The following is a 26,171-nucleotide window of genomic DNA, read 5'->3' on the forward strand; positions in this document are numbered from 1 at the left end:
GCGTGATGGGGGTCTGGTTCACACCGCAAAACTACGTGTAGGTCGGGCAAGCAAGCTTCAGCTCGGCGACGACGCGGGCCGCGGGGGTGGCTCCGCGCCAATCCGACTTTGCGACAGAGTCTGCGGCTCAACGTCTGTGACATCGGTGACGTTGATGACCTCGCCGTCAATGAAATCTCGGTTATTGCCGTTACCGCCAAGATTGAAGACGTCGGCCACACTGGCGGCCGCCTCCGGTGTCAGCGACACATGCCGCTGGAAACCACGCACCGCGATAGCGGTCAGGGCGGGACCAGCGGCGACCCGAATTGGCGGCACCAGCAGCAACAAGCCCATAGTTGTGGTCGCCAGACCAGGCATGAGGACCAGACCCGTGGCAACCGTGACAACGGCTCCGTCGGCCACAGCGCTCGCCGATTCCTTTTGTCCGAATCGCACCTGCACGAGTTGACGGCCGAGATGCCACCGAGCCACCGGGGCCAGAAGGACCAACCCGAGAACACACGCCGCCAGCAGCACCAGCACCGTCCAGCCGAACCCAATCGTGAGTCCCAGCCCGATCACTACCGCCATCTCGATGGCGACATAGCCGAGGAATAGCCGCGTCAACATGTGTGGCCAACGCCTGAGCAGTATCGCGAGTTCCTGGAAGTTGCGTTCGCCGCCGCCGGCCAATCCGGGACCCGGATACACCTGCGGGCGGGCAGACAACATGGAAAACTTCGCCGCATGCACGCTGCAGCCGTGTTGGGCGGCAAGGCTGTTGATGGAGGAGACGGACATGCGGGCAGTTTCTGATGGTGGCGGCTCGCAGCTGACCCTAGGTTCAGCCCGCCAGCAGCCCAACGGATGGATCGGCGCGTGCGCGACTTTTGTGGCGCTGGGAATCCTCGTCTTGGTGGGCGCCGCCATGCTTGGCCCTGTTGAACCCGCATCGACCTCAGACGCTGTGCAGGGGGTCGGAACCGCGGATGCTCCCGCAGAGCCTTTCAGCCCCGCGGAGCAACGGCTGGTTGGCCTACTGCCCCCCGGGTATGCGGCTAAGTCGTGCACGCGAGCTGGTGACGCGTTCCCGCACGCGGCTGCGAGCCTGGACTGCACCCAGGATCAGAACTCCGACAGTCGCGACTATGCGCGCTTCACCCTGTACGACGACGCGGGAACGCTGGCAAATGACTTCGAATCAACAGTCGCGGGCATGACGGTGACGCAGTGCCCGGATGGAAATCCGTCGCCGGGCATCTGGAATTACGAATCCACCCCGGGCCAGACCGGCGGCAGGATTGTTTGCGGCAGTGTCGAAGACCGTGCCGATATCGCGTGGACCCGCGATGCCCAGCTGTTGCTCGCTACCATCAACGGCGGGCCCGACCTCGGCACCTTGTACGAGTGGTGGCGTCGTTACGGGGGCTCGACGGAGCGCTGAACAAGCCGCGCCGACTCGCCTCATCGGTTGTGCACCGAGCGCGGATCGGGTTAGCTTCCCACCACTCTGAGCTCGATACCGATATTGCTATCCATTCCGCGCCGTAGCTTGCTGACCAGGTTAAACAGCCTGCCTTGGATCCCGTAACGCTTCCCTATGGCGTCGTAAACGGCACCCGTCTGCGACTTGTCCAGGATCGCGGCTGTCCCGTCAACAGCCTCACTCTTCGGGCGCCCGCGCACAGTGCAGATCGCCATTGTGACGCGGGGCGTCCGACGGATGCGCTTTACCTTCCATGCCTTTTCCTCGGAAATCACGAGCAGCCTGTCGCCGTCGACGGCAGCCCAGACAGGAGTCGGCTTGGGCCGGCCGTCCTTGGTGAATGTGGTCAGCAAAATGTATTGCGCCTTGGCGAGGTCGGCGAATGTGGGAGTCACGGCTCAAACCTAACGCCGACTAGCCTTCCAGATCACCCTCCGTTTCCAGCAACGCCTGACGCAGCCCGTCGATGGTTTCGGGTTGCGGCTCAGCCCACATCCCCCGGCCGGCCGCCTCCAGCAGCCGCTCGGCCATTCCGTGCAACGCCCACGGGTTCGACTCGTTCATGAACTTTCGGTTCTCCGGGTCCAACACGTAGCGCTCGGTGAGCTGTTCGTACATCCAGTCGGCCATGACCTGAGCTGTCGCGTCATAGCCGAACAGGTAGTCGACGGTGGCAGCCATCTCGAACGCTCCCTTATAGCCGTGTCGGCGCATCGCCGCCATCCAACGCGGATTGACCACCCGTGCGCGAAATACTCTCGTCGTCTCCTCGGAGAGAGTCCGGGTGCGCACCGCGTCGGGTCGGGTGTTGTCACCGATGTAGGCGGCCGGCGCCTGGCCTGTGAGTGCACGCACCGTGGCTACCATGCCGCCGTGGTATTGGAAATAGTCGTCAGAATCAGCGATGTCGTGTTCGCGGGTGTCGGTGTTCTTGGCCGCCACCGCGATGCGCCGGTACTGGCGACTCATGTCGTCGATTGCCTCGCGACCGTCTAGATCGCGCCCGTAGGCGAATCCGCCCCATGCGGTATACACCTGGGCAAGATCGGCGTCGTCACGCCAGTTCCGGCTGTCGATCAACTGCAGCAACCCGGCACCATACGTTCCCGGCTTGGAACCGAAGATTCTTGTGGTGGCTCGCCGTTTGTCACCGTGCTGCGCGATGTCAGCCTGAGTGTGGGCGCGCACGTAGTTGTCATCGGCAGGTTCGTCGAGGTCGGCGACCAACCGCACCGCGTCGTCCAGCATCGTCACCACATGCGGGAAGGCATCGCGAAAGAAACCCGAGATGCGCAGCGTGACATCGATGCGCGGCCGGCCTAGCTCCGCCAGTGACATCGGCGCCAGGTCGACGACCCGCCGCGATGCGTCGTCCCAGACCGGCCGGACACCCAACAACGCGAGCACTTCGGCAATGTCGTCACCGGCGGTGCGCATCGCCGAGGTGCCCCACACCGATAGGCCTACCGACTGCGGCCACTGTCCGTGATCGTCGCGGTAGCGAGCCAACAGTGAATCCGCCAGTGCCACTCCGGCTTCCCACGCCAATCGCGAGGGCACCGCTTTGGGGTCCACAGAATAAAAGTTGCGCCCGGTGGGCAGCACATTAACCAGACCCCGCAAAGGTGAGCCCGACGGCCCGGCGGGAACGAACCGGCCATCCAAAGCTCGCAACACCTGCTCAATTTCGGCTGCGGTGCCGGCCAACCGGGGCACGACCTCGGTGGCCGCAAACCGCAGCACCTCAGCAACAGCGGCGTCGTCGGTGAGCTGGTCAGCCACGTCAGGATCCCAGTCGCTGGCTTGCAACGCGGCGACCAATTCGCGGGCTGCGGACTCGGCCTGGTCCACTGACAAGCGTTCGTCGGTGCCATCTTCGGCCAGGCCGAGGGCCTGGCGTAGACCGGGGATGGCGTGCCGACCGCCAAACAGCTGCCGAGCCCGCAGGATGGCCAGCACCAAGTCGAGTTCGGTTTCTCCAGTCGGCTTTTGACCCAGGATGTGGAGCCCGTCGCGGATCTGGACATCTTTGATTTCACACAGCCAGCCGTCGACATGCAGGATCATGTCGTCGAACGAATCGTCTTCGGGGCGCTCGGTCAGTCCTAGGTCATGGTCCATCTTGGCAGCCCGGATCAACGTCCAGATCTGCTGGCGGATGGCTGGCACCTTGGCCGGGTCCAGGGCAGCAACGCTGGCATACTCGTCAAGCAACTGCTCTAACCGAGCGATGTCGCCATAGGTTTCAGCGCGGGCCATTGGCGGGATCAGATGGTCGACGAGCAACGCATGTGCCCGCCGCTTGGCCTGTGTGCCCTCACCGGGATCGTTGACCAAGAACGGGTAGATCAGCGGCAGATTGCCCAACGCGGCGTCAGATGCGCAGGCAGCCGACATACCCAGCGTTTTTCCCGGCAGCCACTCCAGGTTGCCGTGCTTACCCAAGTGCACTAGGGCGTGCGCGCCGAAATCTGCGTCCAACCAGTGGTAGGCGGCCAGATAGTGGTGGCTGGGCGGCAAGTCAGGATCGTGATAGATCGCGACCGGGTTCTCCCCAAAGCCTCGCGGCGGCTGAACCATCAACACGAGATTGCCGGCTTGCATTGCGGCGATGACGATCTCACCATCGGGATCGGTGGTTCGGTCGACGAAAAGTTCGCCCGGTGGCGGACCCCAGTGCGCCTCGACAGATTCGGTGAGTTCAACCGGCAGCGTTGCAAACCATTCCCGGTAGTCCTTGGCGGACATTCGAATCGGATTACCGGCCAGCTGGCCCTCGGTGAGCCAGTCGGGGTCTTGCCCGCCCCGTTCGATCAGGGCGTGGATAAGGGCGTCTCCGTCGACGGCGTCTAGCCCGGGCAGATCACCTACCTGGTACCCGCCCTCACGCATCGCCCTCAACAACGCCACCGCACTGGCCGGGGTGTCCAGGCCGACTGCATTCCCGATACGGGCGTGCTTTGTCGGGTAGGCCGAGAACACCACGGCAACTCGCTTGTCCTGGCGCTTCACCTGCCGCAGTTGCGCGTGTCGAACGGCTAGCCCGGCGACTCGTTCGCAGCGCTCGGTATCAGCGACATAGGAGATCAGACCGTCGTCGTCGATTTCCTTGAACGAGAACGGAACGGTGATGATGCGTCCGTCGAATTCGGGCACTGCTACCTGGCTGGCCACATCGAGCGGGCTGAGCCCGTCTTCGTTCGCACACCATTGTTCCCGGGGGCTGGTCAAACACAGGCCCTGCAAGATCGGGATATCTAGCGCGGCAAGGTGTTCAACATTCCAGGTATCGTCATCCCCGCCGGCGGAGGCGGTGGCCGGCCGGACTCCCCCGGCGGCCAGCACAGTGACAACCATGGCGTCAGCTTCGCGCAGCCTTGCGAGCAGCTCCGGTTCGGCGGTGCGCAACGAGGCGCAATAGACGGGCAGCGGGCGCGCGCCGGCGCCTTCGATGGCCCGGCACAGCGTCTCGACGTAGGCGGTGTTGCCGGCCAGGTGCTGGGCACGGTAGTAGAGCACGGCGATTGTGGGGCCTGCGGCGCCGGCGGCCTCTTGGCGCTCGAGCACTCCCCACGTGGGGGTGACCACCGGCGGTGTGAACCCGAAGCCGGTCATGAGCACGGTGTCTGACAGGAAGGCATGCAGCTGACGCATGTTTTCCACACCACCGTGCGCCAGATAAATGTGGGCCTGCACTGCAGTACCTGCCGCGACCGTGGACAGGCCAGTCAGCTCGGCGTCGGCGGCTTGCTCACCACTGACCAGAACGGTCGGCGCGGCACCGGCAATCACTGCGTCAATGCCGCCCTGCCAGGCCCGATAGCCACCGAGGATGCGCACCACCACGATCGAAGCTTCGGCCAGGAGTTCAGGCAGCTCGGCATCGGACAGTCTCGACGGATTGGCCCACCGATAGTTTTTCCCGCTGGAACGGGCGCTGATCAGGTCAGTATCGGATGTCGATAACAGCAGAACAGTCGGCTCAGACACCCTCCATTCGTACAGCACCAAGCTGAACGGCGAACACCTGGATCAGGCCGGCGTGCAACCTGGTTCCGATACGAAGGCCCCGAACAGATGCCGATACCGAAGATCTCGCGCTGATATGCCGACCAGCTTTCGCCGGCAAAACGGGGCAATAGGGACTCAACCGGCCGGAAAGGAAGAATAGTGAGCCTGAAGACGATCCCCATCAGCAACTTTATGAGAAACTTCTGTTGCCTCCCGCTTGGTTGGATTAGATTCAGTTTCACTGGCCAAAACTCGTCTGCTGGCAACCATCAAATAAGGAGGCAGTTATGTCGCTCTCAGCCCGATTTATGTACCGCGCAGTAGCTATCGGTGCATTTGCCGGCGCAATGCTCTTCGGTAGCTCAGCGATTGCCGTGGCCGATCCGCCTAACTGCACCGCAGCCGACTTGGCTCGCATTTCGTCGGGTGTCTCGAATGCCACATCCGACTACCTGTTCAACCGTCCCGATGTCAACGAATTCTTCACTGGCCTCAAGGGCCAAGACCGCGATGCGATGCGCGACACAGTACAGAACTACCTCAACGCCAACCCGCAAGTAAAAGGCGATCTTCAAGGCATCCGTCAGCCATTGACTGATTTCAAGAGTCGGTGCCAATAACCCCATCGACCAGCGCGTTCTAACTTGCCCGCGATCCTGCTTAACCCATTGAAAGGATGACCGCCGTGCGAATCAGGCGAACCTATCTGGCAGCGATTCTGGCAGCGGCTTCCGCCGCGGTCGCGGCGATTCTTGCCACGTCCATCGCCAGTCCAACAAATGTCCAATACAGCGCCCGCCCCCACATCGACGTGCCTGGCGTGCCAAACGTCGACGTCAAAGTCCCGAACCTCAACGCGGTGGAAAACGCCATCCCCGACATCCCCGTGCCAAACATCAACATGCCCAACGTCAAGATCAACCCAGGCCACGTCGGAGCACCCGGCCGCGGACGCTAACAGCACATCGCTTAAAACCGCACAAATAGCAACCCCGATCGCCTGCCAGCCACGCCAGCCAAACCTTGACGTCGCTGCACCGAACCAACCGCTGCCGTGGAACGCCAACGTCGAACCGCGAGAACCATGCCCCACCGACCGCGCTAAGCGCCATGCGACACCCAGACGCGAAGGCTGCCGAAATCGGCGCCCCGAACGGCATTAGCGAGCGCACACCGTCGGACCAGACATATCTGGCCGTCGGCAGTCCAACATGAGAGCCTCCTCATCTTCATCCCCCGCAGAACTCATATTTGCCGGGCAATCTGAAAAAGACCGCGAAATACGCGAATCAAATGGATGAGATGAATGGAGCACACAGCCATGAAACGACCTGCCAGCTGGAAAGTTCTCACCATCGGCGCCGCAATGACCGGCCTCGGTTTCCTCAGCGCCGCAACCGCGCTTGCCGATGATCCGCGACCGTCGCCCGTCGACACCAGCAACGAGACTATCGTTGCTCCCAACGGCGGCGACGTCCCTCAAGAGGACGGGCGTGTTTTGGGGTTGCTGTGTCGACACCTTGGAACCTGTTGATCCGGTGACCCACCACCCGGCGCCCGTCACCTATGCACCACGGTGACGGGCGTCATAACGTGCGGCACAAACATTGAAAACAGGTTCGGTGCTCTCTGCTCTCCCAGCTAAATAGACTCTCCAGCGAATTGCCAATATGGTCTGCTGAAAACCTTCTCGCCGAGGCGCCGCGCAACCAACCCATCACCGTGTTAGGCCAACGTCGTACCGTGAACCATGCCCCGAAGCCGCGACACCGACGCTTGCCCGGGCGCACTGCAGGTACATCAGGCCGCCGATGGGGCGCTGGTGCGAGTTCGGCTGCCCGGCGGCATGATCACCGCCGACCAGCTGGCCACGCTGGCCGATGCTGCAAGCACGTTCGGTTCGGCAACGCTGGAGTTGACTTCTCGCGGCAACCTACAACTACGCGGAATCACCGACCTCGCGGCCGTTGCCGACGCAATCGCCACCGCCGGAATGCTGCCGTCCGCGACACATGAGCGCGTCCGCAACATCGTCGCTTCGCCACTGTCCGGCCGAGCCGGTGGGCACGCGGATGTGCGGCCGTGGGTTCAGGAGCTGGATAGAGCGGTGTGCGCCGAACCCCGACTCGCGCAGTTGGGAGGTCGCTTCTGGTTCAGCCTCGACAGCGGCTGCGCCGACGTGTCCGGCTTGGGTGCCGACATCGGTGTGCACGTTGTCGACGAGAGTGTTGCGCTGCTGCTGACCGGACGCGATACCGGCGTCCGGCTGCCCGTCGCTGACATCACCAACACGCTTATCGAGCTGGCCACGCGGTTCGTCGACATTCGGGGAAAAGCCTGGCGAGTAGCTGAATTGGACGATCTTGGCGATCTCCTGCCGAACGTGAACCTGGGAGATCCATACCCGGCGGTTACCCGGCCACCGGTGGGTTGGATACGCCAGAAGAACGATCTGGTCGCTTTGGGCGCCGCGGTACCGCTGGGCGTGCTGCCCGCTCAGACGGCGCACTGTCTAGCCTCGATCGCAGCTGAAGTTCAGGCTCCATTGGTGGTCACGCCCTGGCGTTCGGTGCTGGTGTGCGATCTCGACGATGCTGTCGCCGATGCCGCCCTTCGGGTGCTGGCTCCACTGGGATTGGTGTTCGACGAGAACTCTCCGTGGCTGAGCATCAGCGCATGCACCGGCAGTCCAGGCTGTGTCCACTCAGCCGCCGACGTCCGCGGCGACGCGGCGCGGGCGCTGGGCTTCGACGGCACCGATTCCCCCACCCACCGGCACTTCGTGGGCTGCGAACGAGCCTGCGGGAGCCCACAGACTGGTGATGTGCTGATCGCCACCGAAGCGGGATACCGTCTGCTTCAAACTCAGAGGTCTTAGGGTGGGCGAGTGCTCGACTACATCCGAGACGCGGCCGAAATCTACCGACAGTCGTTCGCCGCTATCCGCGCTGAGGCCAACCTGGCGCGTTTCCCAACCGACGTCGCGCGGGTGGTCGTCCGGTTGATCCACACCTGCGGGCAGGTCGATGTGGCCGAACAGGTCGCCTACACCGACGACGTCGTCGCGCGGGCCGGCGCTGCTCTACGGCAAGGCGCTCCAGTGCTGTGCGATTCGTCAATGGTGGCTGCCGGAATCACCGCCGCGCGGCTGCCCGCCGACAACCAGATCGTGTCGTTGGTCGCCGATCCACGGGCACCAGAACTCGCCGACCGTCAGGGGACCACCCGATCGGCGGCTGGTGTCGAACTTTGGGCCGGTCAGCTCAGCGGTGCCGTGGTGGCCATCGGCAACGCACCTACCGCCTTGTTCCGGCTGCTCGAGCTGATTGACGAGGGAGTTCCGGCACCGGCGGCGGTGCTAGGCGGGCCGGTCGGCTTCGTCGGATCGGCGCAGTCCAAGCAGGAGCTCGTCGAACGCCCACGCGGAATGTCCTATCTGGTGGTCGAGGGCCGCCGCGGCGGTAGCGCGATGGCTGCCGCCGCGGTCAATGCGATCGCGACCGACACCGAATGACGATCCGCGGAACACTGTGGGGTGTCGGGCTTGGGCCCGGTGATCCCGAGTTGGTGACAGTCAAAGCCGCGCGCGTGATCGGCGAGGCCGATGTGGTCGCATATCACAGTGCCCGTCACGGGAACAGCATCGCGCGCGGGATCGCCGAGCCTTATCTGCGACCCGGCCAGCTCGAGGAGCACCTGGTTTATCCGGTAACCACCGAGGTGACCGATCACCCAGGCGGCTACGCCGGCGCGATTAGGGAGTTTTACGTTGACGCCGCCCAACGAATAGCCGCGCACCTCGACGCCGGGCGCAATGTGGCGTTGCTTGCCGAAGGCGACCCGCTGTTCTACAGCTCCTACATGCATCTGCACACCCGGCTCACTCACCGCTTCAATGCCGTCATCGTCCCGGGCGTTACGTCGGTGAGCGCCGCGTCGGCCGCCATCACGACACCATTGGTTGCCGGAGACGAAGTACTTTCCGTGCTGCCCGGAACGTTGCCTACCGAAGAATTGACCCGTCGCCTCGCTGAAGCCGACGCCGCGGTCGTGTTGAAACTCGGCCGCTCGTATAACAACGTCCGGGAAGCACTTTCATCATCCGGGCGCCTCGGCGAGGCGTTCTACGTGGAGCGAGCCAGTACCCCCCAACAGCGGCTGCTGCCCGCTGCAGAGGTCGACGAGACCAAAGTGCCGTACTTCTCGTTGGCCATGTTGCCTGGGGGGCGGCAGCGGGAACACTACGTGCCGACCAAAGGCACCGTCGCCGTGGTGGGCCTAGGTCCTGGCGACAGTGACTGGATGACACCGCAGTGCCGACGCGAGCTCGCCGACGCTACCGATCTGATCGGCTACAGCCGCTACCTGGACAGAGTCCCGATCCGAGATGGCCAGCGGCGACATCCCAGCGACAACACCGACGAACCTGCCCGTGCCCGCCTGGCCTGCACGCTGGCCGAACAGGGACAGTTGGTGGCGGTCGTGTCGTCGGGCGACCCGGGCGTGTTCGCGATGGCCACCGCGGTTCTCGAGGAGGCCACCCAGTGGCCGGGGGTTCCGGTCCGCGTGATCCCAGCTATGACCGCGGCCCAGGCTGTCGCGAGCCGGGTCGGCGCTCCGCTGGGCCACGACTACGCCGTCATTTCGTTGTCCGACCGGCTCAAGCCGTGGGACGTGATCGCCGCGCGCCTGACCGCCGCGGCAGCCGCCGACCTGGTGCTCGCCATCTATAACCCGGCTTCGAAGACGCGGACCTGGCAGGTCGCCGCGATGCGGGACCTGCTGCTGGCTCACCGCAAACCCGACACCCCCGTTGTGATTGGGCGCTCGGTATCAGCCGCTGGCCCCGATGAAGACGTGCGTGTGGTGCGGTTAGCCGATCTTGACCCCAGCGTTGTCGACATGCGCTGCCTGCTCATCGTGGGATCCTCCCAAACCCAGTGGTACTCGTTCGACTCACACGACCGGGTGTTCACTCCACGCCGCTACCCGTAGGCAGGGCCATCGCAACGAAGTCGAGACGCCACAGCGACTGGAACAGCGCGCGGGCGAAATCCTCGAGTTCGGCCGTGCTGGTTCCAGGAGAGCCGCCCTCCCGCGCCACCTGCGCAGCTATTTGCCGGATCGTTCGGCGGCCATCGACATGCTGCACAAAAGCTAGTTGGACAGGGCTGGGCGCCATTCGGAAACCCGGCCAGAAGATTTCCGTGCCCGCTACGCCACACCGCGTGCGCGTCAGCGGAATGTAGTTAAGGGCATCGGCGGTCGAAAAATCGATCGCATAGCTCGCTTTTCGCCGGTCTGGATGGCACGCCATGAATAGGTGGGCGCTGTTCAACGTCTCCAGACGCTCCATCACCGACCAGACCTTGACCTCAGGCAACGCGTTCACCGCGGCATAGAACTCACTGTGCGGAACAACAAAGTCGTGCGGGTAATACGGTGTCTTGTGGAACCATCCCTGAAATGTCAGGCCCGCAGACGTGACCAGATCGATGCACTCCTCGACGGTGTAGCTGCGCTGGCGACCATGCAGAAAGGTGTCGACTAGGGCGGCCTCGGACTGCAAATCCCGAGCTTTCTTCAGATAATTGCGAACCGGGTGATACGCCGGTAGCACCGAGAGCGCTGCGGCAACCAGGTTCACCGATGCATCGTCTTGACGTAGCTCCATGTCGCGAAAGACCGATTCCAGCAGTTCGACTCCGATGCGGCCGTACTTCCCGTACAGCATTGTCGCGATCACACCGTCCGGTCGTAGGCAGGCCGCAAGCGCAGTCATCCCAGCCTGCGGGTCGGCCATGTGATGCAAAACACCGGTCGACACAACAAGGTCGAAGTCACGTCCCAACGTCGGCAGCTCTTCGATGGGAAGCAGCTGCAACTCCAGGTTCGTCAGCCCGTGCTTATCTTTTAGGTAGGTCGCGTCTCATCGCTGGTGTAAATGGTCACGGGCGTAGGTTCCGTCGCAACCGACGAAAGCTATGAAGGAGGGGCTACGCCCGTGACCAAGCGAGTATCGCCGATTGAGCGTGTGCGTGTTGAGATGGATCAGTTGTTCGCCGCGACCGAGCGGCCGTTGACCGAGATTTTGGAGGAGGTCGGGCGGTTATCGGTGCGTCTGGTGTTTCAGGTCGCCGTGGAGGCCGAGGTAGAAGCAGTGTTGGGCCGAGCCCGTCACCAGCGTCGGGTTCAGGACGGCCCGGGCGGGTACCGCAATGGGTATCAACCGCCGGCGACGGTGAAGACCACGATGGGCTCGGTCGAATTATGCCGCCCGAAACTACGCGACACCGACGAGCGGTTCTGTTCGCGGCTATTCGGTGCCGGGGTGACGCGCACCCACGCTCTGGAGGCGTTGGTGATTTCGGGATGGGTGCGCGGTTTGTCGGATCGCGACATCGAGGCCGCGTTGGCCGAGGTGCTGGGCTCGCAGGCGGCGTTGTCGCGCTCGACGGTGAGCCGGATTTGTGCGGCCATCAAAGACGAGTTCGCTGCGTGGTCGTCTCGACGCCTTGATGAGCTGGTGTTGGACTACCTGTTCTTGGATGCCTCGAACTTTCGGATGCATCCCAACGCCCCGGCCGAGCCGGTGCTGGCCGCCTGGGGCATCTGCACCGACGGCAAGCCCCTGTTTATTGGGCTGGCCCCAGCCGCAGCGGAGTCGGCTGATGCGTGGGCCGACTTCTTGGCTGACCTGAGGAACCGGGGACTACGCCCGCCGCTACTGGGCATCTCCGACGGGGCGCCGGGCCTGATCGCCGCATGGGAGACCACGTTTCCGGCAAGCCTGCGTCAGCGGTGTCTGATCCATCGCTGCCGTAACGTCATCGCCAAGACACCTGTCGCGGTCCAGGACGAGATCAAAGCCGCGTTCTGGTCGATCTTCGATGACATTGACCAGCCACCCGGCCAGCAGGCCGTGGATGAAGCCACCCGCCGCGCCGAGGAGTTCACCACCACATACCGCGGGCTCTACCCAGCCGCGGTCGCTTGCCTGGCCAACGACTTCGCCTCGCTGAGCGTGCATTTGCGCTTCCCCCGCCAACACTGGACACGCATCCGCCATTCCAACCTCATCGAACGCACCTTCGGAGAATCCCGTCGCCGGGTCAAGGTCATCGGCCGCCTACCCGGCGAAACCAGCTGTCTGTCGCTGGTATGGGCCGTCCTCGACCGCGCCAGCCGCGGCTGGCGCGGAGTCACCCAAACATCAGCGACCAGCCGCCACCTCCAAGAACTACGCCACCAACTGCTCGAGCCACCCCGCCCACTGCATCCCCCCACCACAACAACCACGACCGACACCACCGCCGCGTAACATGACCACCAGGAACATGCGCCCAGCGTTTTTACACCAGTCCTAAGACGCCACCTTTAGGTATTGCTGATGGTCCAGGGCCGGCTGGCTGATATCGACTGCCAACACCTTCGCTGAGCGATTCGTGAACGCGAAAATCGCGGCCTGGTTGGTGCCGCAACCTGCAATCAGAATGTCGAGATCTGGCTGGTATTCGCGGTCAGGCCACAAGATCCGCTGGGAGTAAACCGGATCGAACCATTCCCAGTTCCCCGCGGTCCACTCTTCGAGATTTTCGATCGGGTGCGGGTACATCCACCGCTGGTACTGGCGAGAGACGATATCGGCGCGCGGATCATCGTTCACGTCAACGCTGGCTCCTTCAGTTGCTACCCGGCGAACGCCGGAACAGCAACACTAACCCCAGCGCCACCGTGGTGGTTGGCGCAGACGAGCTCAGCGGAGGTGATTGCACCGTCGCCTCTTTACACACAGCCGCCCCTTTGCCCACAGCCGCCCCTATTGCACACAGTTTCCTCTTTGCACACAACGCAGCGATGCGCGACGATGCTCAGATGCGGTGTGACGTTGCACGTGAGGCCTTGTCTGCGCGACTGGACGGCGAGGACCCAGACGTGTTGGCCTACGAGCTGGATGCTCATCTGGGATCGTGCCGGCGGTGTCGCGTCTGGCTCATCGGCGCGGCGGCCCAGACCCGCCAGCTGGCCGCGTTTGAGGCGGGCCATGCACCGGACTTGACCGACCAGATCATGGCAACCGCCGGATTCGTTGGGGCCCCACGGTATCGCCGATTGATGGCTGCGTTGCATTCGGGTTGGCGCCGGTGCGGGCTGATCGGTGTGGGTGTGTTCCAGGTGGCGATCGCAGCCGCCCAAATTAGCGGAGTCGACTTCGGCATGCTTTCTGCCTCCGGGCACGGGGCAACGACCGGGGCCCATCTCATGCATGAATCAACCGCGTGGTTGTTCGCACTGGGTCTGACCATGGTCGTCGCGGGCGTCTGGACCGTCGCGGCGGTCGGTGTAGCCGCAATTGTGAGCGTCTATTCGGCGGCGCTGACCAGCTACGTGTTGTTTGACGCGTTCCGCGGCGAGGTGACGGCCGCACGGATCGCCAGTCACGTCCCGCTGGTGATCGGCACTGTGTTCGCGTTGTTGGTCGCGCGGGACCGAGGCGGGGCGCGGACGTTTAGCCCGACCGCTACTTTCGGCGACCGGGTCGCCCGGGCCGGCATCACCGCCCGGGATCCGTCTCACCGACGACGTGGGCATTTGCGGCCGGTCAGCCGTTCTACGACATCCAGTCGTATACATGATGAGCCGACCCGTTTAGGGTGGATGCCCATGACCGCGTCAACCGATGACGAGGCCGTGACCGCGCTCGCCCTGGCGGCAGCAGAAGGCAACGCGAAGGCACTTGAAGCTTTTGTCAAAGCCACCCAGCAAGACGTGTGGCGCTTTGTCACGTATCTGTCCGACGCGCGCAGCGCCGACGATCTGACCCAAGAGACCTTCCTGCGAGCAATCGGCGCTATTCGGCACTTCGCCGGACGCTCCAGTGCACGAACCTGGCTCCTGGCCATTGCCCGCCGCGCTGTCGCGGATCATTTCAGACACATCCAGTCGCGGCCACGCACGACATACGGTGCCAATGCCGAGCACCTACCCGACGGCGACAACCACTCCCGTGGATTTGAAGACCTCGTTGAGGTGACGGCGATGATCGCCGACCTTGCCACCGACCAGCGGGAAGCGCTGCTACTCACCCAGTTGCTTGGCCTGTCCTACGCCGACGCCGCAGCGGTGTGCGGCTGCCCGGTGGGCACCATTCGATCCCGCGTGGCCCGCGCCCGCGACGCACTGCTCGCCGATGCGGAACCCGACGAACTCACCGGCTAGCGAAGTCACCGGTTTCGGAGTCCGACCACCCAGTTGGTTGCCTCGTCAACAGTTCCCACGGCCGTCACTCCGCCCGGCAGCTGTGGCCGTGCGACCATCAACACCGGGATGTGCAGCGCCGCGGCCGCGTCCAGTTTGGCGCGGGTCATCTTGCCGCCGCTGTTTTTGGTAACCAAGGAGTCGATCCGGTGCTCTCGCAGCAGGGCCAACTCGTCGTCGTACCGATACGGCCCACGGGACAGCAGCAGCTGATGCCGACGCGGCAACGAAGCATCATCCGGCGGGGTCACCGCGCGGATCAAAAACCAGGCATCGCTGTGGACGAAGGCCGCCGTGCCGGATCGGCCGGTGGTCAGAAATATCCGCGAATAGCCCTTCTCGGCAGCGACTTCCGCAGCATCCAGATCCGATGCCACGAGAATGGCAGCACCAGGCTCCCAGGCTGGTCGGGCCAACACCAGATGCGGGAGGCCCAACTCCTCGCAGACCGTCGCGGCGTGCGCAGTGATCGTTGCGGCGAACGGATGGGTGGCGTCGACGACAGCGTCGATGCCCTCATTCTGAAGCCAGCTCCGCAGCCCGACGGCACCACCGAAACCACCGATGCGCGTCTGTCCAACCGGCAACGCAGGGTCTGGCACTCGGCCGGCCAACGAGCTGATCACGTGCACTCGCGGGTGCAGCCGCCCGGCCAGCTCTCGCCCCTCAGCGGTACCGCCGAGCAAAAGTACGCGCATTAGTGGGTGTTCCGGCGTGCCGCCGAATACAGGTAACTGTCGGTGAATCCTTCGGCGGCCAGCACGTCACCGACGACGATCACCGCTGTCTTGGTGACTCCAACGTCCTGCATCTGTCTGGCGATATCAGCCAGCGTGCTTCGCAGGACGATCTGCTGAGGCCAGGTTGCGAAGGCGACGACGGCGGTAGGCGTCTCGGGGCGATACCCACCAGCCACCAGCTGTGTGACGATCGCATCGATCTGCGCTGCGGCCAGGTGCAAGACCAGGGTGGCGCCGGACCGCGCGAGGGTGGTGAGGTCTTCACCGGCCGGCATAGCTGTGGACAACGTCGCCACCCGGGTCAGGGTCACCGTCTGCGCCACTCCCGGCACCGTGAGCTCGCGACCCAGCACCGCGGCGGCTGCAGCGAAAGCGGGCACGCCAGGCACGATTTCGTAGCCGATGCCCAGTGCGTCAAGTCGTCGGCACTGTTCGGCCAGCGCGCTGTACAAGGACGGGTCTCCCGAGTGCAACCGAGCCACGTCGTGCCCAGCGGCGTCAGCCGCAGCCAGCTCGGTAATGATCTGGTCGAGCGTCAATGGACCGGTATCGACGATCTTTGCCCCGGGCATACAGTGCGTCAGCACGTCCTCGGGCATGATTGAACCTGCATACAGGCACACACCGCATTCGCTGAGCAACCGCTGGCCACGAACCGTGATCAAGTCGGCAGCGCCTGGGCCCGCACCGATGAAATAGACCGTCACTACTTCGTCACCACCCATTGCGTGATTGGCATCAGCGGACGCCAACCAGTGAAGTCGCCAAGCGGCTCACCGCGATAGTGCTGGAAACGCCGCAGCTCGCCACCCAGGCGTGAATGTGCGTGCGCTATGACGGCCTCGGATTCAACGGTCACCGCGTTGGCAACCAACCGTCCAGCGGCGGGCAGGTGATCTAGGCATGCGTCGAGCAGACCGGGGCGGGTGAGTCCGCCACCGATGAAGATCGCCGACGGCGGGGCGACATCAGCAAACGCGTCGGGCGCCTCGCCGCACACGTCAACGTTCAGGCCGCAGGCGGTGGCGTTGAATGCGATGCTGAGGCGACGCGACTCATTGCGCTCGAACGCTACCGCGGTACAGTTCGGCCAACTGCGGCACCACTCCACCGCCACGCTGCCCGAGCCGGCGCCGACGTCCCACAACCGTTGTCCGGGGCGCGGACCCAGTGCCGCCAGGGTAACCGCGCGGATCGTCTGTTTGGTGATCTGCCCGTCGTGAACGAATACGTCGTCGGGCACCGGTGATGTGCGCTCGTCGGGCAGGTAGCGGACGGCGATTAGGTTCAGGTCGTCGACGTCTTGGGGACCTGCGGTGGACCACTCCCGCGCGGTAGCGTCGCGGCGGCGTTCGGCGGGGCCGCCCAGCTGTTCAAGCACGCTGAACTCGGAGTCGCCACGGCCGTGCGTGTTCAGCAGAACCGCCAACGCCTTGGGCGTCGAACGATCGCTGGACAAGATGACCGCTTGGCCGCCGCGGCGTACCGCGGTGGACAGCGGCGCTGTCACCAGGCTGATCACCTCGGTGTCGGGCCGTGTCCATCCCATTCGAGCACACGCCAAGGTCACCGCCGACACGTGCGGCAGCACCCGCACGCGGTCGGCACCGAACAGCCGAACCACAGTGCCGCCGATCCCGTACAGCAGCGGGTCACCACTAGCTACCACGTGGACGTCGGACCCGTCCGGGGACAGGCGTTGCACAGCGGGAAGCATCGGCGATGGCCACTCCCGACGCACTGCGGTCACAGTATCGTCGAGCAGGCCCAGCTGCCTTTTTGAGCCATAAATCACCGTGGCCCTTTGTAATTCGGAGCGCGACGTCTGCGATAGACCCGGCATTCCGTCGGCTCCGATACCGACAACGATGATCATCGGGGCATCCTTCGCCAAACGAACTGCGGCAGCAACCTCATCACGAAGAACATGGGCCGTAAGGCCCAGGGGATCCAGACAGTGCGCCGTCCCTTGTCCAACGAGCGCGCCGTAGCGGCGGCGACCTGCCGCGGAGTGCGAGACAGCGGCGCAGGCTGCATGCCTGCTGTCATACGCCCGATGACGAATCCCGGCCGCGCGATCAACAGCCGCACTCCGGTGCCGTGCAGCGCATCGGCCAACCCGCTGGCGAAACCGTCTAGACCAGCCTTGGCCGATCCGTACACGTAGTTGGCCCGGCGCACCCGCACCCCGGCCACCGAAGAAAACACCACCAGCGATCCCCGCCCAGCCGCGCGCATCGCAGCCGCGAGATGGGTGAGCAGACTGACCTGCGCCACGTAGTCGGTGTGCACGATGGATACGGCGTGCTCGGCGTCAGCCTCGGCGCGGGCTTGATCGCCGAGAATTCCGAACGCCAGCACCGCGGTGCTGATCGGGCCGTGGTCGGCGATGATCGATGCGACCAGCGGACCGTGCGAGCCCAGGTCGTCGGCGTCGAACTCCATGGTGTGCACGTTGGCCACCCCGGCCTCGCGCAAGGCAGCGCACTGATCGACGAGCTGTCCAGCGTTCCGCGCCGCCAGTACCACCGTCGCCCCCCGAGCGAGCCGCGTCGCCAGTTCAACACCGATCTCGCTGCGACCACCAAGAATTAGGATCGGACCTGCAACCGTGTCATCCACGGCTGCGATTATCGCCTGCGTTAGCGTGGACGACGATGGCGAATACCACTGCCCGGCTCACTGACGATGCGCTGGCGTTTCTTTCCGAACGCCATCTAGCCATGCTAACCACGCTGCGTGCCGACAATTCGCCGCACGTGGTGGCGGTGGGTTTCACCTTCGATCCCAAGACCCATATCGCCCGCGTGATCACCACTGGCGGCTCCCAGAAGGCGATCAACGCTGATCGCGGCGGTTTAGCGGTACTCAGCCAGGTCGATGGCGCCCGCTGGCTGTCGTTGGAGGGCCAGGCCGCAGTAAACAGCGAAGTGGATGCTGTACGTGACGCGGAGCTGCGCTACGCCCAGCGCTACCGCACGCCACGCGCCAACTCGCGTCGGGTGGTCATCGAGGTCGAGGTAAAACGCGTATTGGGGTCTGCGGATCTACTAGACCGGGGCTCAACTACCAGCTCATCAAAACGGCGTTCAAGCTAGCACCTGTCTGTGACGCACTGGACGCCTTTGGTGTCCGGTAGGAGGCCTGCACGAATAATTTTCGATCATTGACGGTTCATTTCAATCGCTGCCTCAGCCGCCTGGGCAGCGAAATCTTGGTCGGCAACCAGTTGAATCTCCAGCTCGTGCAGCTTCCCGGCAAACGGGAACGGAGCGTCGTAGCGGGTCGATACGGCCGATCCGTGGTCGAAACCGATGCTGACGCCGATCGAGGAGATGAGCAGCATGACCAACGGCAGCTCGACCGTTCCGGCTGGTGCCCCGTTGACCTCGATACTGATAGAACCGGAGCGGCCATCGCCTCGCCGCAGCCGAACAACCAGCGTCGAGTCGCCGGCGGGGACCTCCACCGCGGATTCGACGAGCGAATGATCGTCGAACGCGTTGTAGTCGACTACCAGTCTGTCGTTCTGCACGAACACCGAAATGCCGGAATTCTCGCTTCCCGTCGCAAAGAGCACGCCGTCCTGACTGGCCGTGCGGGTTACCCGTGCAGTGAGATCGAAGCTTCGGCCGCCGATCGCGGCTGCGGCCTGCCCAGGAAGCGGGGACATCGGTGGGCGGTAGACGTAGCGTTGGTCGACCGGGTGCGGCGAATGAGGCCGGAACCGGGCACCGAACAGCTCGATGGTGCGGTCGTCGAGCGGAAGAACGCCATGCTTTTCGGCCTCCACCCACCACAGTTCGATCAGCTCACGCAGCCGATCGGGTTGTGCGGCGGCCAGATCGGTGCATTCGGACCAATCAGTGGCCAGGTGGTACAGCTCCCACTGCTCGGTGTCGAAGTCGGCGCCTGGAATGTGTTTGCAGACGGCCTTCCACTCGCCGGCGACAATGGCACGGCTACCCATCATCTCGAAGTACTGCACCGTGTTGGCACTTGCCGCGTCCGGATCGCCGACGGCAGCGGCGAATGAGTGACCGGTGACCGGGAGTTGCTCGACACCGCGGTATGTCTGCGGTGCCGTTACCCCGACGAGCTCATAGATAGTGGGCGCGATATCGGAGACGTAGACAAACTGGTTGCGCCGCGATCCGCGGTGGTCAGCAGCGGTGCCGGCCGGGTAATGCAGAATCAGCGGCACGTGCACACCACCTTCGTGGGTGTTTTGCTTGTACCACTTGAACGGGCTGTTCCCGCATTGCGCCCAACCCCACGGATAGTTGGTGTGACTGTGTGGACCGCCAATGTCATCGAGACGGCCGATCACGTCGTCTGGCAGGTCGACAAGACCGTTGAAGAACTTCATTTCGTGCATGATGCCGAATGGCCCACCCTCCTGGGAGGCACCGTTATCAGCCAGTACCAGCAGAACCGTATTGTCGAGTTGACCCAAGTCGCGCAAGCCGTCCACCAGTCGACCGATCTGGTCGTCGGTGTGGTCGAGGAATGCCGCAAAAGCCTCTTGGAGGCGGCTGGCCAGCTTCCGCTGGTTTTCCGGGAGGTCGTCCCAAGCGTCTACCCCCGGGTTCCGCGGGGCTAGTTCCGTTCCGTCGGGGATCACACCCGCTTCGAGTTGGCGCTCAAACCAACGCTGCCGGGTGACATCCCATCCGTCGTCATACTTGCCCCGGTATTTAGCCAGATAACTCGCCGGCGCCTGATGCGGGGCGTGGGTCGCGCCGAAGGGGACATAGAGGAAAAAAGGCCGGTCAGGCCGGACTCCGCGGGAATCGGAAACCATCCGCAGGGCTTGATCGACGAGATCCTCGGAAAGATGGTACCCATCTTCGGGACGTCCAGGTGGTTCGATGGGGTGGTTGTCGCAGACGAGCTGCGGATTGAACTGGTCTGTTTCACCTTCGAGGAAGCCGTAGAAGCGGTCAAAGCCGCGGGCCAGCGGCCATTGATCAAAAGGCCCGGCTGCCGAACACTGCTCCATGGGAGCGAGATGCCACTTGCCGACACAGAAGGTCGCGTATCCCTGCTCACGCAGCACCTCAGCCACCGTGGCCGCGCTATTGGTGATGTGGCCCCGTTGGTGGGGAAAGCCGGTGCGGAAGTTCGACACCGTACGCATACCCACGGCGTGCTGCGAGCGGCCCGTCAGCAGCGCTGCCCGCGTTGGCGAGCACAGCGGCGTGACGTGGAAGTTGGTGAACTGCAGGCCGTTCGCGGCCAATGCGTCGATGTTTGGCGTGTCGATATCGGAGCCGTAGCAGCCGAGCTGCGCAAATCCGGTGTCGTCGAGCAGCACAACGACAACGTTGGGCGCGTCCGCGCCGGGATGCGGCGCCTCCTCGTACCACTCTCGCGAATCGGCCAATGTACGGCCGATGGTGCCTTCGAATCGGGATTGTCGTGTCATTCGCTGAACTCCTCGCTAGTTGGCTCGCGTGCGATGAGGATGTCGCCGAAGGTGAGAACCCGCACCCGCTGTAGCGTCTCACGCCACGCTTCACATTCGATGGGGAAACGCACGGAGGATGGGGGCGAAGCGGCTACCCGACCAAAGGGGTTGGGGTGAGCCTGCGGCGACAAGCCACTAGGAACTCAGTTGCCGCATCCCAGCCCTGCAAGAAGTCGCGATACCGTCTTCATCGCGAGCCCGAAGTACTCCTCGCGGTCGTCGATACCGTTGCTACCGATATCGACACGTTGCAGCGTCTAACATTAATTCTACATCGGTCGAATATTTTGCGACTCCCGAAAGTAGACATCCAACTGCAGCAGTTTTTCCTCTAACGCAACCATTATGCACCATTTCATCGCATTTTGTTCAGCCCGGTTCTACATCCAGCTGCAACCTAACACTTTCAGGGAATCCATCGAGAAGTAACTCATCCAACTCGTCATATGAAAGCGGAAGAATGTGACTATAGGGCATATCGCCGCGCGTCATGATGCAGTACGCATCCGGGTTGTTCCGCATCACATATTGAACCACACGGCCACTTTGAATATGAGCATCCACCTGCGAATCAAGACCCTCGTCGCCCCACCGCCAACTTACCGGCTCCAGACGACAGTCAATTCGGAGTGACTCCGCAATCCCATATATCAAATATTTTCCAGCATCATCAATTCTCGCGAAGATACCTTGCGGGGATTCAATCGGCACCGCACTCCGCTCTGTTGATGCCCGGAGGCATTGATAGTGCCCGTCGACTGTGGCCGCTAGAATGAAAGCCCACCAATCGGGGTGGGGATACCCGAAACGAAAGTAGAGGCGGCCGCTATCCCATTCTGCCTCATCGGGCGCCAACTTTCCCGCGTAGCTGTATATCCTTCGCCATTTATTGTACCGGATAATCAATTCATATATGCCGGCGTCAGTTTCATCTAAAACCATTCTCACCCCCTCAAGATCAGATGCTCGAGCCATTCCAATCGGCTATCGAAAACAAATTAACCAAGATGTCCCGCTTTGATATTTTTATATGCAGCCCAAGCCGCCGAGACTGATGTTAGGTGAAAACCAGACGTCAGGAATACCTGCACGTAGTGCACGATCAAGTTCTTCAAATGTCAGTACGATAGCGTGGGAAAAGGCGATTGCGTCATCCTCACCCATCCAGCCACGGTCTTCAGCTTCCTGATTCACAGTCAAACTAACTCGTCCCGGAAAATTCTCAGGGTCGGATTTGTGCAAGGTAACGCGATGATCCAACCCTTGTCGATACCAGCGGAATCCTGGCGACTCAGAATACGGACCAGGTCTAGCTGCCTGACTTATCATATATAGCATATATTTTTCGACATCCTCAAAACTTCTGAACATCCAGCATCTCTCCCGCAAAGACCGTTCCTCTTGGTCAATGTAATAACAGTCATCTTCTTTTACGAGGAAGAGGGTCATATCCGCGCTATCTACAAAAACCAGCTCCGAACCGTCACCCATCTCAGGAGGGCGTTTACCCCAGAAGACCTGCTCTTTGCTTTCGCTCAAACCGGGGGCACGTTGCTCTGCACCGGGATAGCTTCCGCGTGCTCGAAGGTAAACTTCCTGCCACCTGTACCACGCATTGAGAATTCTGTGTAAAGCTAGCGGGAATCCGCTCATATCAAGATGATATTCAATCACCTTCACGCGCCCCTACTGATCCTAGCATTCACTTTCCCTTTGAAGCACCAGCACTCGAGTGCTCCGATGCTCGCTTTATGGCCTTTTGGGGCTCTATTCTGCGGCACACGCGGACGGCATAGTTCGAAGCCGCGATACCGCCCACGGGGCTGCGGCGAACCTGCGACGACCAGCCTCGACGAATTCGCTTGCCACATCCCTGGTCTGCAAGAATGGACGATACCATTCTCGCAACAAGCCCTAAACACTCCTCTCGGTGGTCGATATTGTTTCTATCGATATCGATGCATAACAGCATAAAACATTTATCCGCCACTAATCGAATATGTTTCATCAATTGGAAATGGCGATCGAACTTCACGAAGTTTTTTACCCAACACTGCGGACGGAGTTGCCCGCCACGACTGGTAGAAGACATTCACTATATCAATCAGCGATACAACCGGGGGCATACCATGCGGATGTTGCACTAGTGGAGTTCGCTGAAAATTCTGGCAATACTTCTAACGAAGATTCCAGCCGACACATCTGCCGATTTCATGCAGAGCTTCCTGGGAGATCTCCGGATGCTTTTCTTGGAAACGTCGCAAAATATCATTAGTCCCTTCTTGCAGCGTCATGGAACCCCATTCTATGGGCATAGCAACAGCCTCGCGGACAAGTTCGGATACCCGTGCGGCCAGAAATTCTCCTTCTTCTACCCCGAACGCTTCCAGCACCTTCTCCCTATCGATCCCGGGAATGGCAGAATCTTTGATAGCTACAATCACCGCCATGTCAATCTTTTTCGGATCCATCCATCCATTCCTTTCAGCGCTTAAATATAGTGGTTTCGTTTCCCGTCTCAGGATCAATGACGACAATTTTGGTCACATTCGGGTTGTCCATAAGCCTTGGAAGCTCAATCGCCTCCCACACATTTCCTGGCCGAAGGTTAGACCCTACAACAGCATGGACCTCTCCTTGAACATTCTCTGCATACATTCCGGAAACTTTTGACCACCACTCTTGCGAACTCGGGTCGTCGAAGCTCCATTTCGGAGGTTTCACGCTGTTTCGGTCCAACAGACCCTCTAAAGTGGTTCCACCGTGTGACGTCGCGAACAAATCGGCCGCACCGGTACCACCAGCCGACTCTGGCCCAATTCCAAACCCATCAGAAGTTCTTCCAGACCAGAAAAAAGCTCTATTTGTCGGCGGCGTAACAAGTTCTGGAGATGGCAACTGATATAGGTCAACCACACCGCTTCCGGGGAGCTCCCGCTCGCCGTGTGCACCCTCATGTCCGTGCTGAGTTTCCCGTTCGGACAGTGCGGAGTCCTTACCAGGCTCATGTTGGCCACCACCGGGCGGCGAACCGTCGCTTAGGCCATGTGCTCCACCGTCGCCGCCATGTGGTGGTGCGAGTTGCGTCGGGTGACTAGCTGGGGAGTTGATTGGGGGGGCCGGAGCTTTAGACTCTGCGGGCGCTGGGACTGGCGCCCAATGTCCTGGAGCCGGTTCCGAGGAAACGAGCGACCCGCCGGGCGAAGCTGGCGCGGGTTCAACGACGTGCGGACCGGTGGGTGGTACGTGCTCGCCCGCCGGTGTTGGCGTCCATGTCGGATGCGACGGTGCAGCGGACACTGCCGTTGGTTCGTACAGAGCCCGCGGCTGCTCGGCGCGCCCTGGCACGCCCGAGCCGGGTGACGTGGTGGGCGATTCGGGTGCAGGCTTATCTAGCGGCACCGATTCCACCGGCCGCGGGGTCGGCTCGACCGGCACCTGTGGTGACTTCTCCGCCGGCAGGCCCACCGGTCGACCTCCGGAGGGCGGATCGTTGATGGGTAGCTCCCCACTGAGATTCCTGAGATCGCGGGACAAGCCGTGGCCGGCCTGGCCAATATCGTCTACTGCCCCGCCAACACCTGTTAGTTCGCCAGCCTCTCCTACTACCCGCCCACCACGGCCGGCTGCGGCAGCAGCATCGGCAGCCTCAGCTCCCCTCGCCGCCCCCGCAACACCTCTAGCCCCAGCCCCGGCTCCCCCGACTCCCGGAATAGCCACTGAAGCGACATCGAAGAGGTTTCCCCCCAACCCCAAACCCGGCCGATCACGACGCCAATCCTCCAGATGCAGCAACCCCTTGGCCATATCTCTGTCGGCTTGGGCCGCGTCTTGCGGATTGAGAATGTGATTAAGCAAACCCGTCTTAGTCATAGCTTTCCAGCTCGCGGCCGCGCCCTCAGGATCGGTTAGTAGCCGCTGCGGGTCGAGCTGCTCAAGGCCTTGCACTGTCCCAACAGCCGCCTTGACAAACCCCTCCTGGGTGTTGGTGTAGGTATCGAACACCGTTGCTAGAGGATTGCCAACCTCTTCCCCCAGGAAACGCGTGAGCTGGCCACGCACATGGCGTTGCATCCCCACCACCACGCCGTCAAGGATTTGAATCGCCAACTGCATCTGCTGCTCACGCGCCTTCGCCTGGCGCCCCATGTTGTGCAGCACCGCCTGAATGTCCTCGGCGCTCTCGTGGACCTCATCAAGCAGATGACCTTCAAGAAACGACACAACTTGATCCCACAAACCAGACACAGACCCTAGCCGGTCCAACAGGTTCCGAATCGCGTCCTGGGTGTTGGCTACCTCATTGGCAAAATTTTCCAGCGCTGTGGCCAGCTTGCCGCACTGCTCGCCGACACTGGCCAGGTCGGTACCAATCGCCGACAACACCTGCTCAATCAGCGCGCCTTCGGGAATATCCTGAGCAGCCACCACCGCCTTCGGCGCGTTCAACGCATCGCGCACACCGTTGAGCGTCGCAGCGAAGCCACGCCAATGCCCCGCGGCAGCACGGATCCCCGCTGCGTCCCCGTTCGGCCACAAATCGCCAACCAAGGACTGGACCACTGCCCACAACACTGGGGCGACCACCCCGGGCCCCAGGGTCGCCGGCGGACCCGGCGGGACAAACTGCTCCGGCTCGGCCGGCGCAGCTAACACATCGGCACCACCACCGACAGTCGAAGTCGCCTCGGCGACAGAGTAATTCGACGCTGAAAGCCGAATTTTCGCCCCGTTGCGGCGCAATGCGTTGATGCCGGCAGCTGCCGCGTTCAACAACGCCTCCGCGGTATCCTGATATGCCAGCCCAAACACCTCGCCGGCCGCATCCTGACCAGTATTGGCTGAGAAACCCGCCGTCAACGGACCCAACGCCGCCGCCACATCGCCACCGACGGCTGCTACGGAGCTGCCGGCAGCCGACAACGCCTCGGGGTCAACCGCCAGGGGAGCCACCCGCGGAATTCTTCCCCATTGCGCCCAACACCGGTATTCACCACTGTGCCCAGCAAAACTAGCCACGGCCCGCTACCGTGACAACTCATTCATCCACAAGAGTGCCGAGCTGTATTCGACCGACAGCTACGCAAGAAGATGGTGGCTCTTCGATAAGCGAAGGCATCACTGTGGGGCGAAGACGCCAATCTTTATCAGCGCTGCAGCCATACCTGGAGTGCGTACTAACAACCCTCGAAATAGCGTTGGTGACATGACAACTCCTCCGCCC

21 protein-coding genes and 4 pseudogenes are annotated in these 26,171 nt (G+C 62.5%); 11 read left to right on the forward strand and 14 right to left on the reverse strand.

Annotated elements, in window-relative coordinates; genetic code table 11:
- Window positions 1-57: 57 nt before the first annotated feature.
- The gene (locus ACO07W_RS21945) at window positions 58-612 is read right to left on the reverse strand and encodes an FxsA family protein (RefSeq protein WP_421846167.1); all 555 of its coding nucleotides are present in this window, start codon (window positions 610-612) and stop codon (window positions 58-60) included.
- A 169-nt stretch (window positions 613-781) separates the two neighbouring features.
- On the opposite strand from ACO07W_RS21945, the gene ACO07W_RS21950 reads away from it, so the two are divergent.
- A complete protein-coding gene (locus ACO07W_RS21950; RefSeq protein ID WP_421845664.1) occupies window positions 782-1,426 on the forward strand; it encodes a hypothetical protein in 645 nt (214 codons plus the stop codon).
- 50 nt (window positions 1,427-1,476) lie between these two features.
- Here the strand turns inward: ACO07W_RS21950 and ACO07W_RS21955 are convergent, their stop codons facing one another.
- Window positions 1,477-1,863, reverse strand: a complete 387-nt coding sequence (locus tag ACO07W_RS21955; RefSeq protein WP_421845665.1) for a PPOX class F420-dependent oxidoreductase — start codon at window positions 1,861-1,863, stop codon at window positions 1,477-1,479.
- Between the two features lie 19 nt (window positions 1,864-1,882).
- Window positions 1,883-5,458, reverse strand: coding sequence for a cobaltochelatase subunit CobN (gene cobN / locus ACO07W_RS21960; RefSeq protein WP_421845666.1), 3,576 nt, complete (start codon window positions 5,456-5,458; stop codon window positions 1,883-1,885).
- Window positions 5,459-5,766: 308 nt separating this feature from the next.
- On the opposite strand from cobN, the gene ACO07W_RS21965 reads away from it, so the two are divergent.
- The 6 genes and pseudogenes from ACO07W_RS21965 to ACO07W_RS21990 form a co-directional block, all read left to right on the forward strand.
- Complete coding sequence (locus ACO07W_RS21965) at window positions 5,767-6,099, forward strand: heme-binding protein (RefSeq protein WP_421845667.1); 333 nt, start codon at window positions 5,767-5,769, stop codon at window positions 6,097-6,099.
- A 56-nt stretch (window positions 6,100-6,155) separates the two neighbouring features.
- The gene (locus ACO07W_RS21970; protein ID WP_421845668.1) at window positions 6,156-6,437 is read left to right on the forward strand and encodes a hypothetical protein; all 282 of its coding nucleotides are present in this window, start codon (window positions 6,156-6,158) and stop codon (window positions 6,435-6,437) included.
- 363 nt (window positions 6,438-6,800) lie between these two features.
- Window positions 6,801-7,013, forward strand: coding sequence for a hypothetical protein (locus ACO07W_RS21975; RefSeq protein ID WP_421845669.1), 213 nt, complete (start codon window positions 6,801-6,803; stop codon window positions 7,011-7,013).
- A gap of 216 nt (window positions 7,014-7,229) precedes the next feature.
- Complete coding sequence (gene cobG, locus ACO07W_RS21980; RefSeq protein WP_421845670.1) at window positions 7,230-8,357, forward strand: precorrin-3B synthase; 1,128 nt, start codon at window positions 7,230-7,232, stop codon at window positions 8,355-8,357.
- Between the two features lie 9 nt (window positions 8,358-8,366).
- Window positions 8,367-8,993, forward strand: a complete 627-nt coding sequence (locus ACO07W_RS21985) for a precorrin-8X methylmutase (protein ID WP_421845671.1) — start codon at window positions 8,367-8,369, stop codon at window positions 8,991-8,993.
- Window positions 8,990-10,512 (forward strand): annotated as a pseudogene (locus tag ACO07W_RS21990) (precorrin-2 C(20)-methyltransferase); the annotation flags it as partial. The gene ACO07W_RS21985 and the pseudogene ACO07W_RS21990, both read left to right, overlap by 4 nt.
- Here ACO07W_RS21990 and ACO07W_RS21995 read toward each other — a convergent pair.
- Window positions 10,473-11,399, reverse strand: a pseudogene (locus ACO07W_RS21995) (class I SAM-dependent methyltransferase); the annotation flags it as partial. The pseudogenes ACO07W_RS21990 and ACO07W_RS21995 sit on opposite strands and share 40 nt — an antisense overlap.
- A 126-nt stretch (window positions 11,400-11,525) precedes the next feature.
- Here ACO07W_RS21995 and ACO07W_RS22000 point away from each other — a divergent pair.
- Window positions 11,526-12,800 carry an IS256 family transposase gene (locus ACO07W_RS22000; protein ID WP_421840071.1) on the forward strand — a complete coding sequence of 425 codons (1,275 nt, stop codon included), beginning with the start codon at window positions 11,526-11,528 and terminating at the stop codon, window positions 12,798-12,800.
- A gap of 54 nt (window positions 12,801-12,854) precedes the next feature.
- Here ACO07W_RS22000 and ACO07W_RS22005 read toward each other — a convergent pair.
- Window positions 12,855-13,094 (reverse strand): annotated as a pseudogene (locus ACO07W_RS22005) (SAM-dependent methyltransferase); the annotation flags it as partial.
- A gap of 260 nt (window positions 13,095-13,354) precedes the next feature.
- Here ACO07W_RS22005 and ACO07W_RS22010 point away from each other — a divergent pair.
- Window positions 13,355-13,984 (forward strand): annotated as a pseudogene (locus ACO07W_RS22010) (DUF2275 domain-containing protein); the annotation flags it as partial.
- A 159-nt stretch (window positions 13,985-14,143) separates the two neighbouring features.
- Complete coding sequence (sigC, locus tag ACO07W_RS22015) at window positions 14,144-14,698, forward strand: RNA polymerase sigma factor SigC (RefSeq protein ID WP_421846168.1); 555 nt, start codon at window positions 14,144-14,146, stop codon at window positions 14,696-14,698.
- A 5-nt stretch (window positions 14,699-14,703) separates the two neighbouring features.
- Here the strand turns inward: sigC and ACO07W_RS22020 are convergent, their stop codons facing one another.
- From ACO07W_RS22020 to ACO07W_RS22035, 4 genes are read right to left on the reverse strand one after another with little or no spacing between them, the layout of a single operon-like run.
- The gene (locus tag ACO07W_RS22020; protein ID WP_421845672.1) at window positions 14,704-15,435 is read right to left on the reverse strand and encodes a cobalt-precorrin-6A reductase; all 732 of its coding nucleotides are present in this window, start codon (window positions 15,433-15,435) and stop codon (window positions 14,704-14,706) included.
- Window positions 15,435-16,184, reverse strand: coding sequence for a precorrin-4 C(11)-methyltransferase (gene cobM / locus ACO07W_RS22025; RefSeq protein ID WP_421845673.1), 750 nt, complete (start codon window positions 16,182-16,184; stop codon window positions 15,435-15,437). The genes ACO07W_RS22020 and cobM overlap by 1 nt, the downstream gene beginning before the upstream one ends.
- Window positions 16,184-17,353 carry a precorrin-6y C5,15-methyltransferase (decarboxylating) subunit CbiE gene (gene cbiE, locus ACO07W_RS22030; protein WP_421845674.1) on the reverse strand — a complete coding sequence of 390 codons (1,170 nt, stop codon included), beginning with the start codon at window positions 17,351-17,353 and terminating at the stop codon, window positions 16,184-16,186. The genes cobM and cbiE overlap by 1 nt, the downstream gene beginning before the upstream one ends.
- A complete protein-coding gene (locus ACO07W_RS22035) occupies window positions 17,350-18,099 on the reverse strand; it encodes an SDR family NAD(P)-dependent oxidoreductase (RefSeq protein WP_421845675.1) in 750 nt (249 codons plus the stop codon). The genes cbiE and ACO07W_RS22035 overlap by 4 nt, the downstream gene beginning before the upstream one ends.
- Before the next feature lie 35 nt (window positions 18,100-18,134).
- Here ACO07W_RS22035 and ACO07W_RS22040 point away from each other — a divergent pair, with 35 nt between their 5' ends.
- The gene (locus tag ACO07W_RS22040; RefSeq protein ID WP_421845676.1) at window positions 18,135-18,575 is read left to right on the forward strand and encodes a F420-dependent biliverdin reductase; all 441 of its coding nucleotides are present in this window, start codon (window positions 18,135-18,137) and stop codon (window positions 18,573-18,575) included.
- Between the two features lie 65 nt (window positions 18,576-18,640).
- On the opposite strand, the gene ACO07W_RS22045 is transcribed toward ACO07W_RS22040, so the two are convergent.
- The 5 genes from ACO07W_RS22045 to ACO07W_RS22065 form a co-directional block, all read right to left on the reverse strand.
- The gene (locus ACO07W_RS22045; RefSeq protein ID WP_421845677.1) at window positions 18,641-20,905 is read right to left on the reverse strand and encodes an arylsulfatase; all 2,265 of its coding nucleotides are present in this window, start codon (window positions 20,903-20,905) and stop codon (window positions 18,641-18,643) included.
- Between the two features lie 411 nt (window positions 20,906-21,316).
- On the reverse strand, window positions 21,317-21,889 hold the full coding sequence (locus ACO07W_RS22050) for a hypothetical protein (RefSeq protein WP_421845679.1): 573 nt from the start codon (window positions 21,887-21,889) through the stop codon (window positions 21,317-21,319).
- A gap of 84 nt (window positions 21,890-21,973) precedes the next feature.
- Window positions 21,974-22,627, reverse strand: a complete 654-nt coding sequence (locus tag ACO07W_RS22055; protein ID WP_421845681.1) for a hypothetical protein — start codon at window positions 22,625-22,627, stop codon at window positions 21,974-21,976.
- Window positions 22,628-23,124: 497 nt separating this feature from the next.
- On the reverse strand, window positions 23,125-23,418 hold the full coding sequence (locus tag ACO07W_RS22060; RefSeq protein ID WP_421845683.1) for a hypothetical protein: 294 nt from the start codon (window positions 23,416-23,418) through the stop codon (window positions 23,125-23,127).
- 13 nt (window positions 23,419-23,431) lie between these two features.
- Window positions 23,432-25,900 carry a hypothetical protein gene (locus ACO07W_RS22065; protein ID WP_421845684.1) on the reverse strand — a complete coding sequence of 823 codons (2,469 nt, stop codon included), beginning with the start codon at window positions 25,898-25,900 and terminating at the stop codon, window positions 23,432-23,434.
- Window positions 25,901-26,171 lie beyond the last annotated feature (271 nt).

Origin of the sequence: Mycobacterium sp. (assembly GCF_965230835.1) — a bacterium.
Classification (GTDB): domain Bacteria; phylum Actinomycetota; class Actinomycetes; order Mycobacteriales; family Mycobacteriaceae; genus Mycobacterium.

What these genes read in the sequence shown, in the direction of transcription:
- ACO07W_RS21975 (WP_421845669.1), top strand. Translation starts at nt 6,801, where the DNA reads ATGAAACGACCTGCCAGCTGGAAAGTTCTCACCATCGGCGCCGCAATG.
- sigC (WP_421846168.1), top strand. Translation starts at nt 14,144, where the DNA reads ATGACCGCGTCAACCGATGACGAGGCCGTGACCGCGCTCGCCCTGGCG.
- ACO07W_RS22050 (WP_421845679.1), bottom strand. Translation starts at nt 21,889, where the DNA reads ATGGTTTTAGATGAAACTGACGCCGGCATATATGAATTGATTATCCGG.
- ACO07W_RS21970 (WP_421845668.1), top strand. Translation starts at nt 6,156, where the DNA reads ATGACCGCCGTGCGAATCAGGCGAACCTATCTGGCAGCGATTCTGGCA.
- ACO07W_RS22000 (WP_421840071.1), top strand. Translation starts at nt 11,526, where the DNA reads ATGGATCAGTTGTTCGCCGCGACCGAGCGGCCGTTGACCGAGATTTTG.
- cbiE (WP_421845674.1), bottom strand. Translation starts at nt 17,353, where the DNA reads ATGATCATCGTTGTCGGTATCGGAGCCGACGGAATGCCGGGTCTATCG.
- ACO07W_RS21945 (WP_421846167.1), bottom strand. Translation starts at nt 612, where the DNA reads ATGTTGACGCGGCTATTCCTCGGCTATGTCGCCATCGAGATGGCGGTA.
- ACO07W_RS21965 (WP_421845667.1), top strand. Translation starts at nt 5,767, where the DNA reads ATGTCGCTCTCAGCCCGATTTATGTACCGCGCAGTAGCTATCGGTGCA.
- ACO07W_RS21950 (WP_421845664.1), top strand. Translation starts at nt 782, where the DNA reads ATGCGGGCAGTTTCTGATGGTGGCGGCTCGCAGCTGACCCTAGGTTCA.
- ACO07W_RS22020 (WP_421845672.1), bottom strand. Translation starts at nt 15,435, where the DNA reads ATGCGCGTACTTTTGCTCGGCGGTACCGCTGAGGGGCGAGAGCTGGCC.
- cobG (WP_421845670.1), top strand. Translation starts at nt 7,230, where the DNA reads ATGCCCCGAAGCCGCGACACCGACGCTTGCCCGGGCGCACTGCAGGTA.
- ACO07W_RS22045 (WP_421845677.1), bottom strand. Translation starts at nt 20,905, where the DNA reads ATGACACGACAATCCCGATTCGAAGGCACCATCGGCCGTACATTGGCC.
- ACO07W_RS22060 (WP_421845683.1), bottom strand. Translation starts at nt 23,418, where the DNA reads ATGGATCCGAAAAAGATTGACATGGCGGTGATTGTAGCTATCAAAGAT.
- ACO07W_RS22040 (WP_421845676.1), top strand. Translation starts at nt 18,135, where the DNA reads ATGGCGAATACCACTGCCCGGCTCACTGACGATGCGCTGGCGTTTCTT.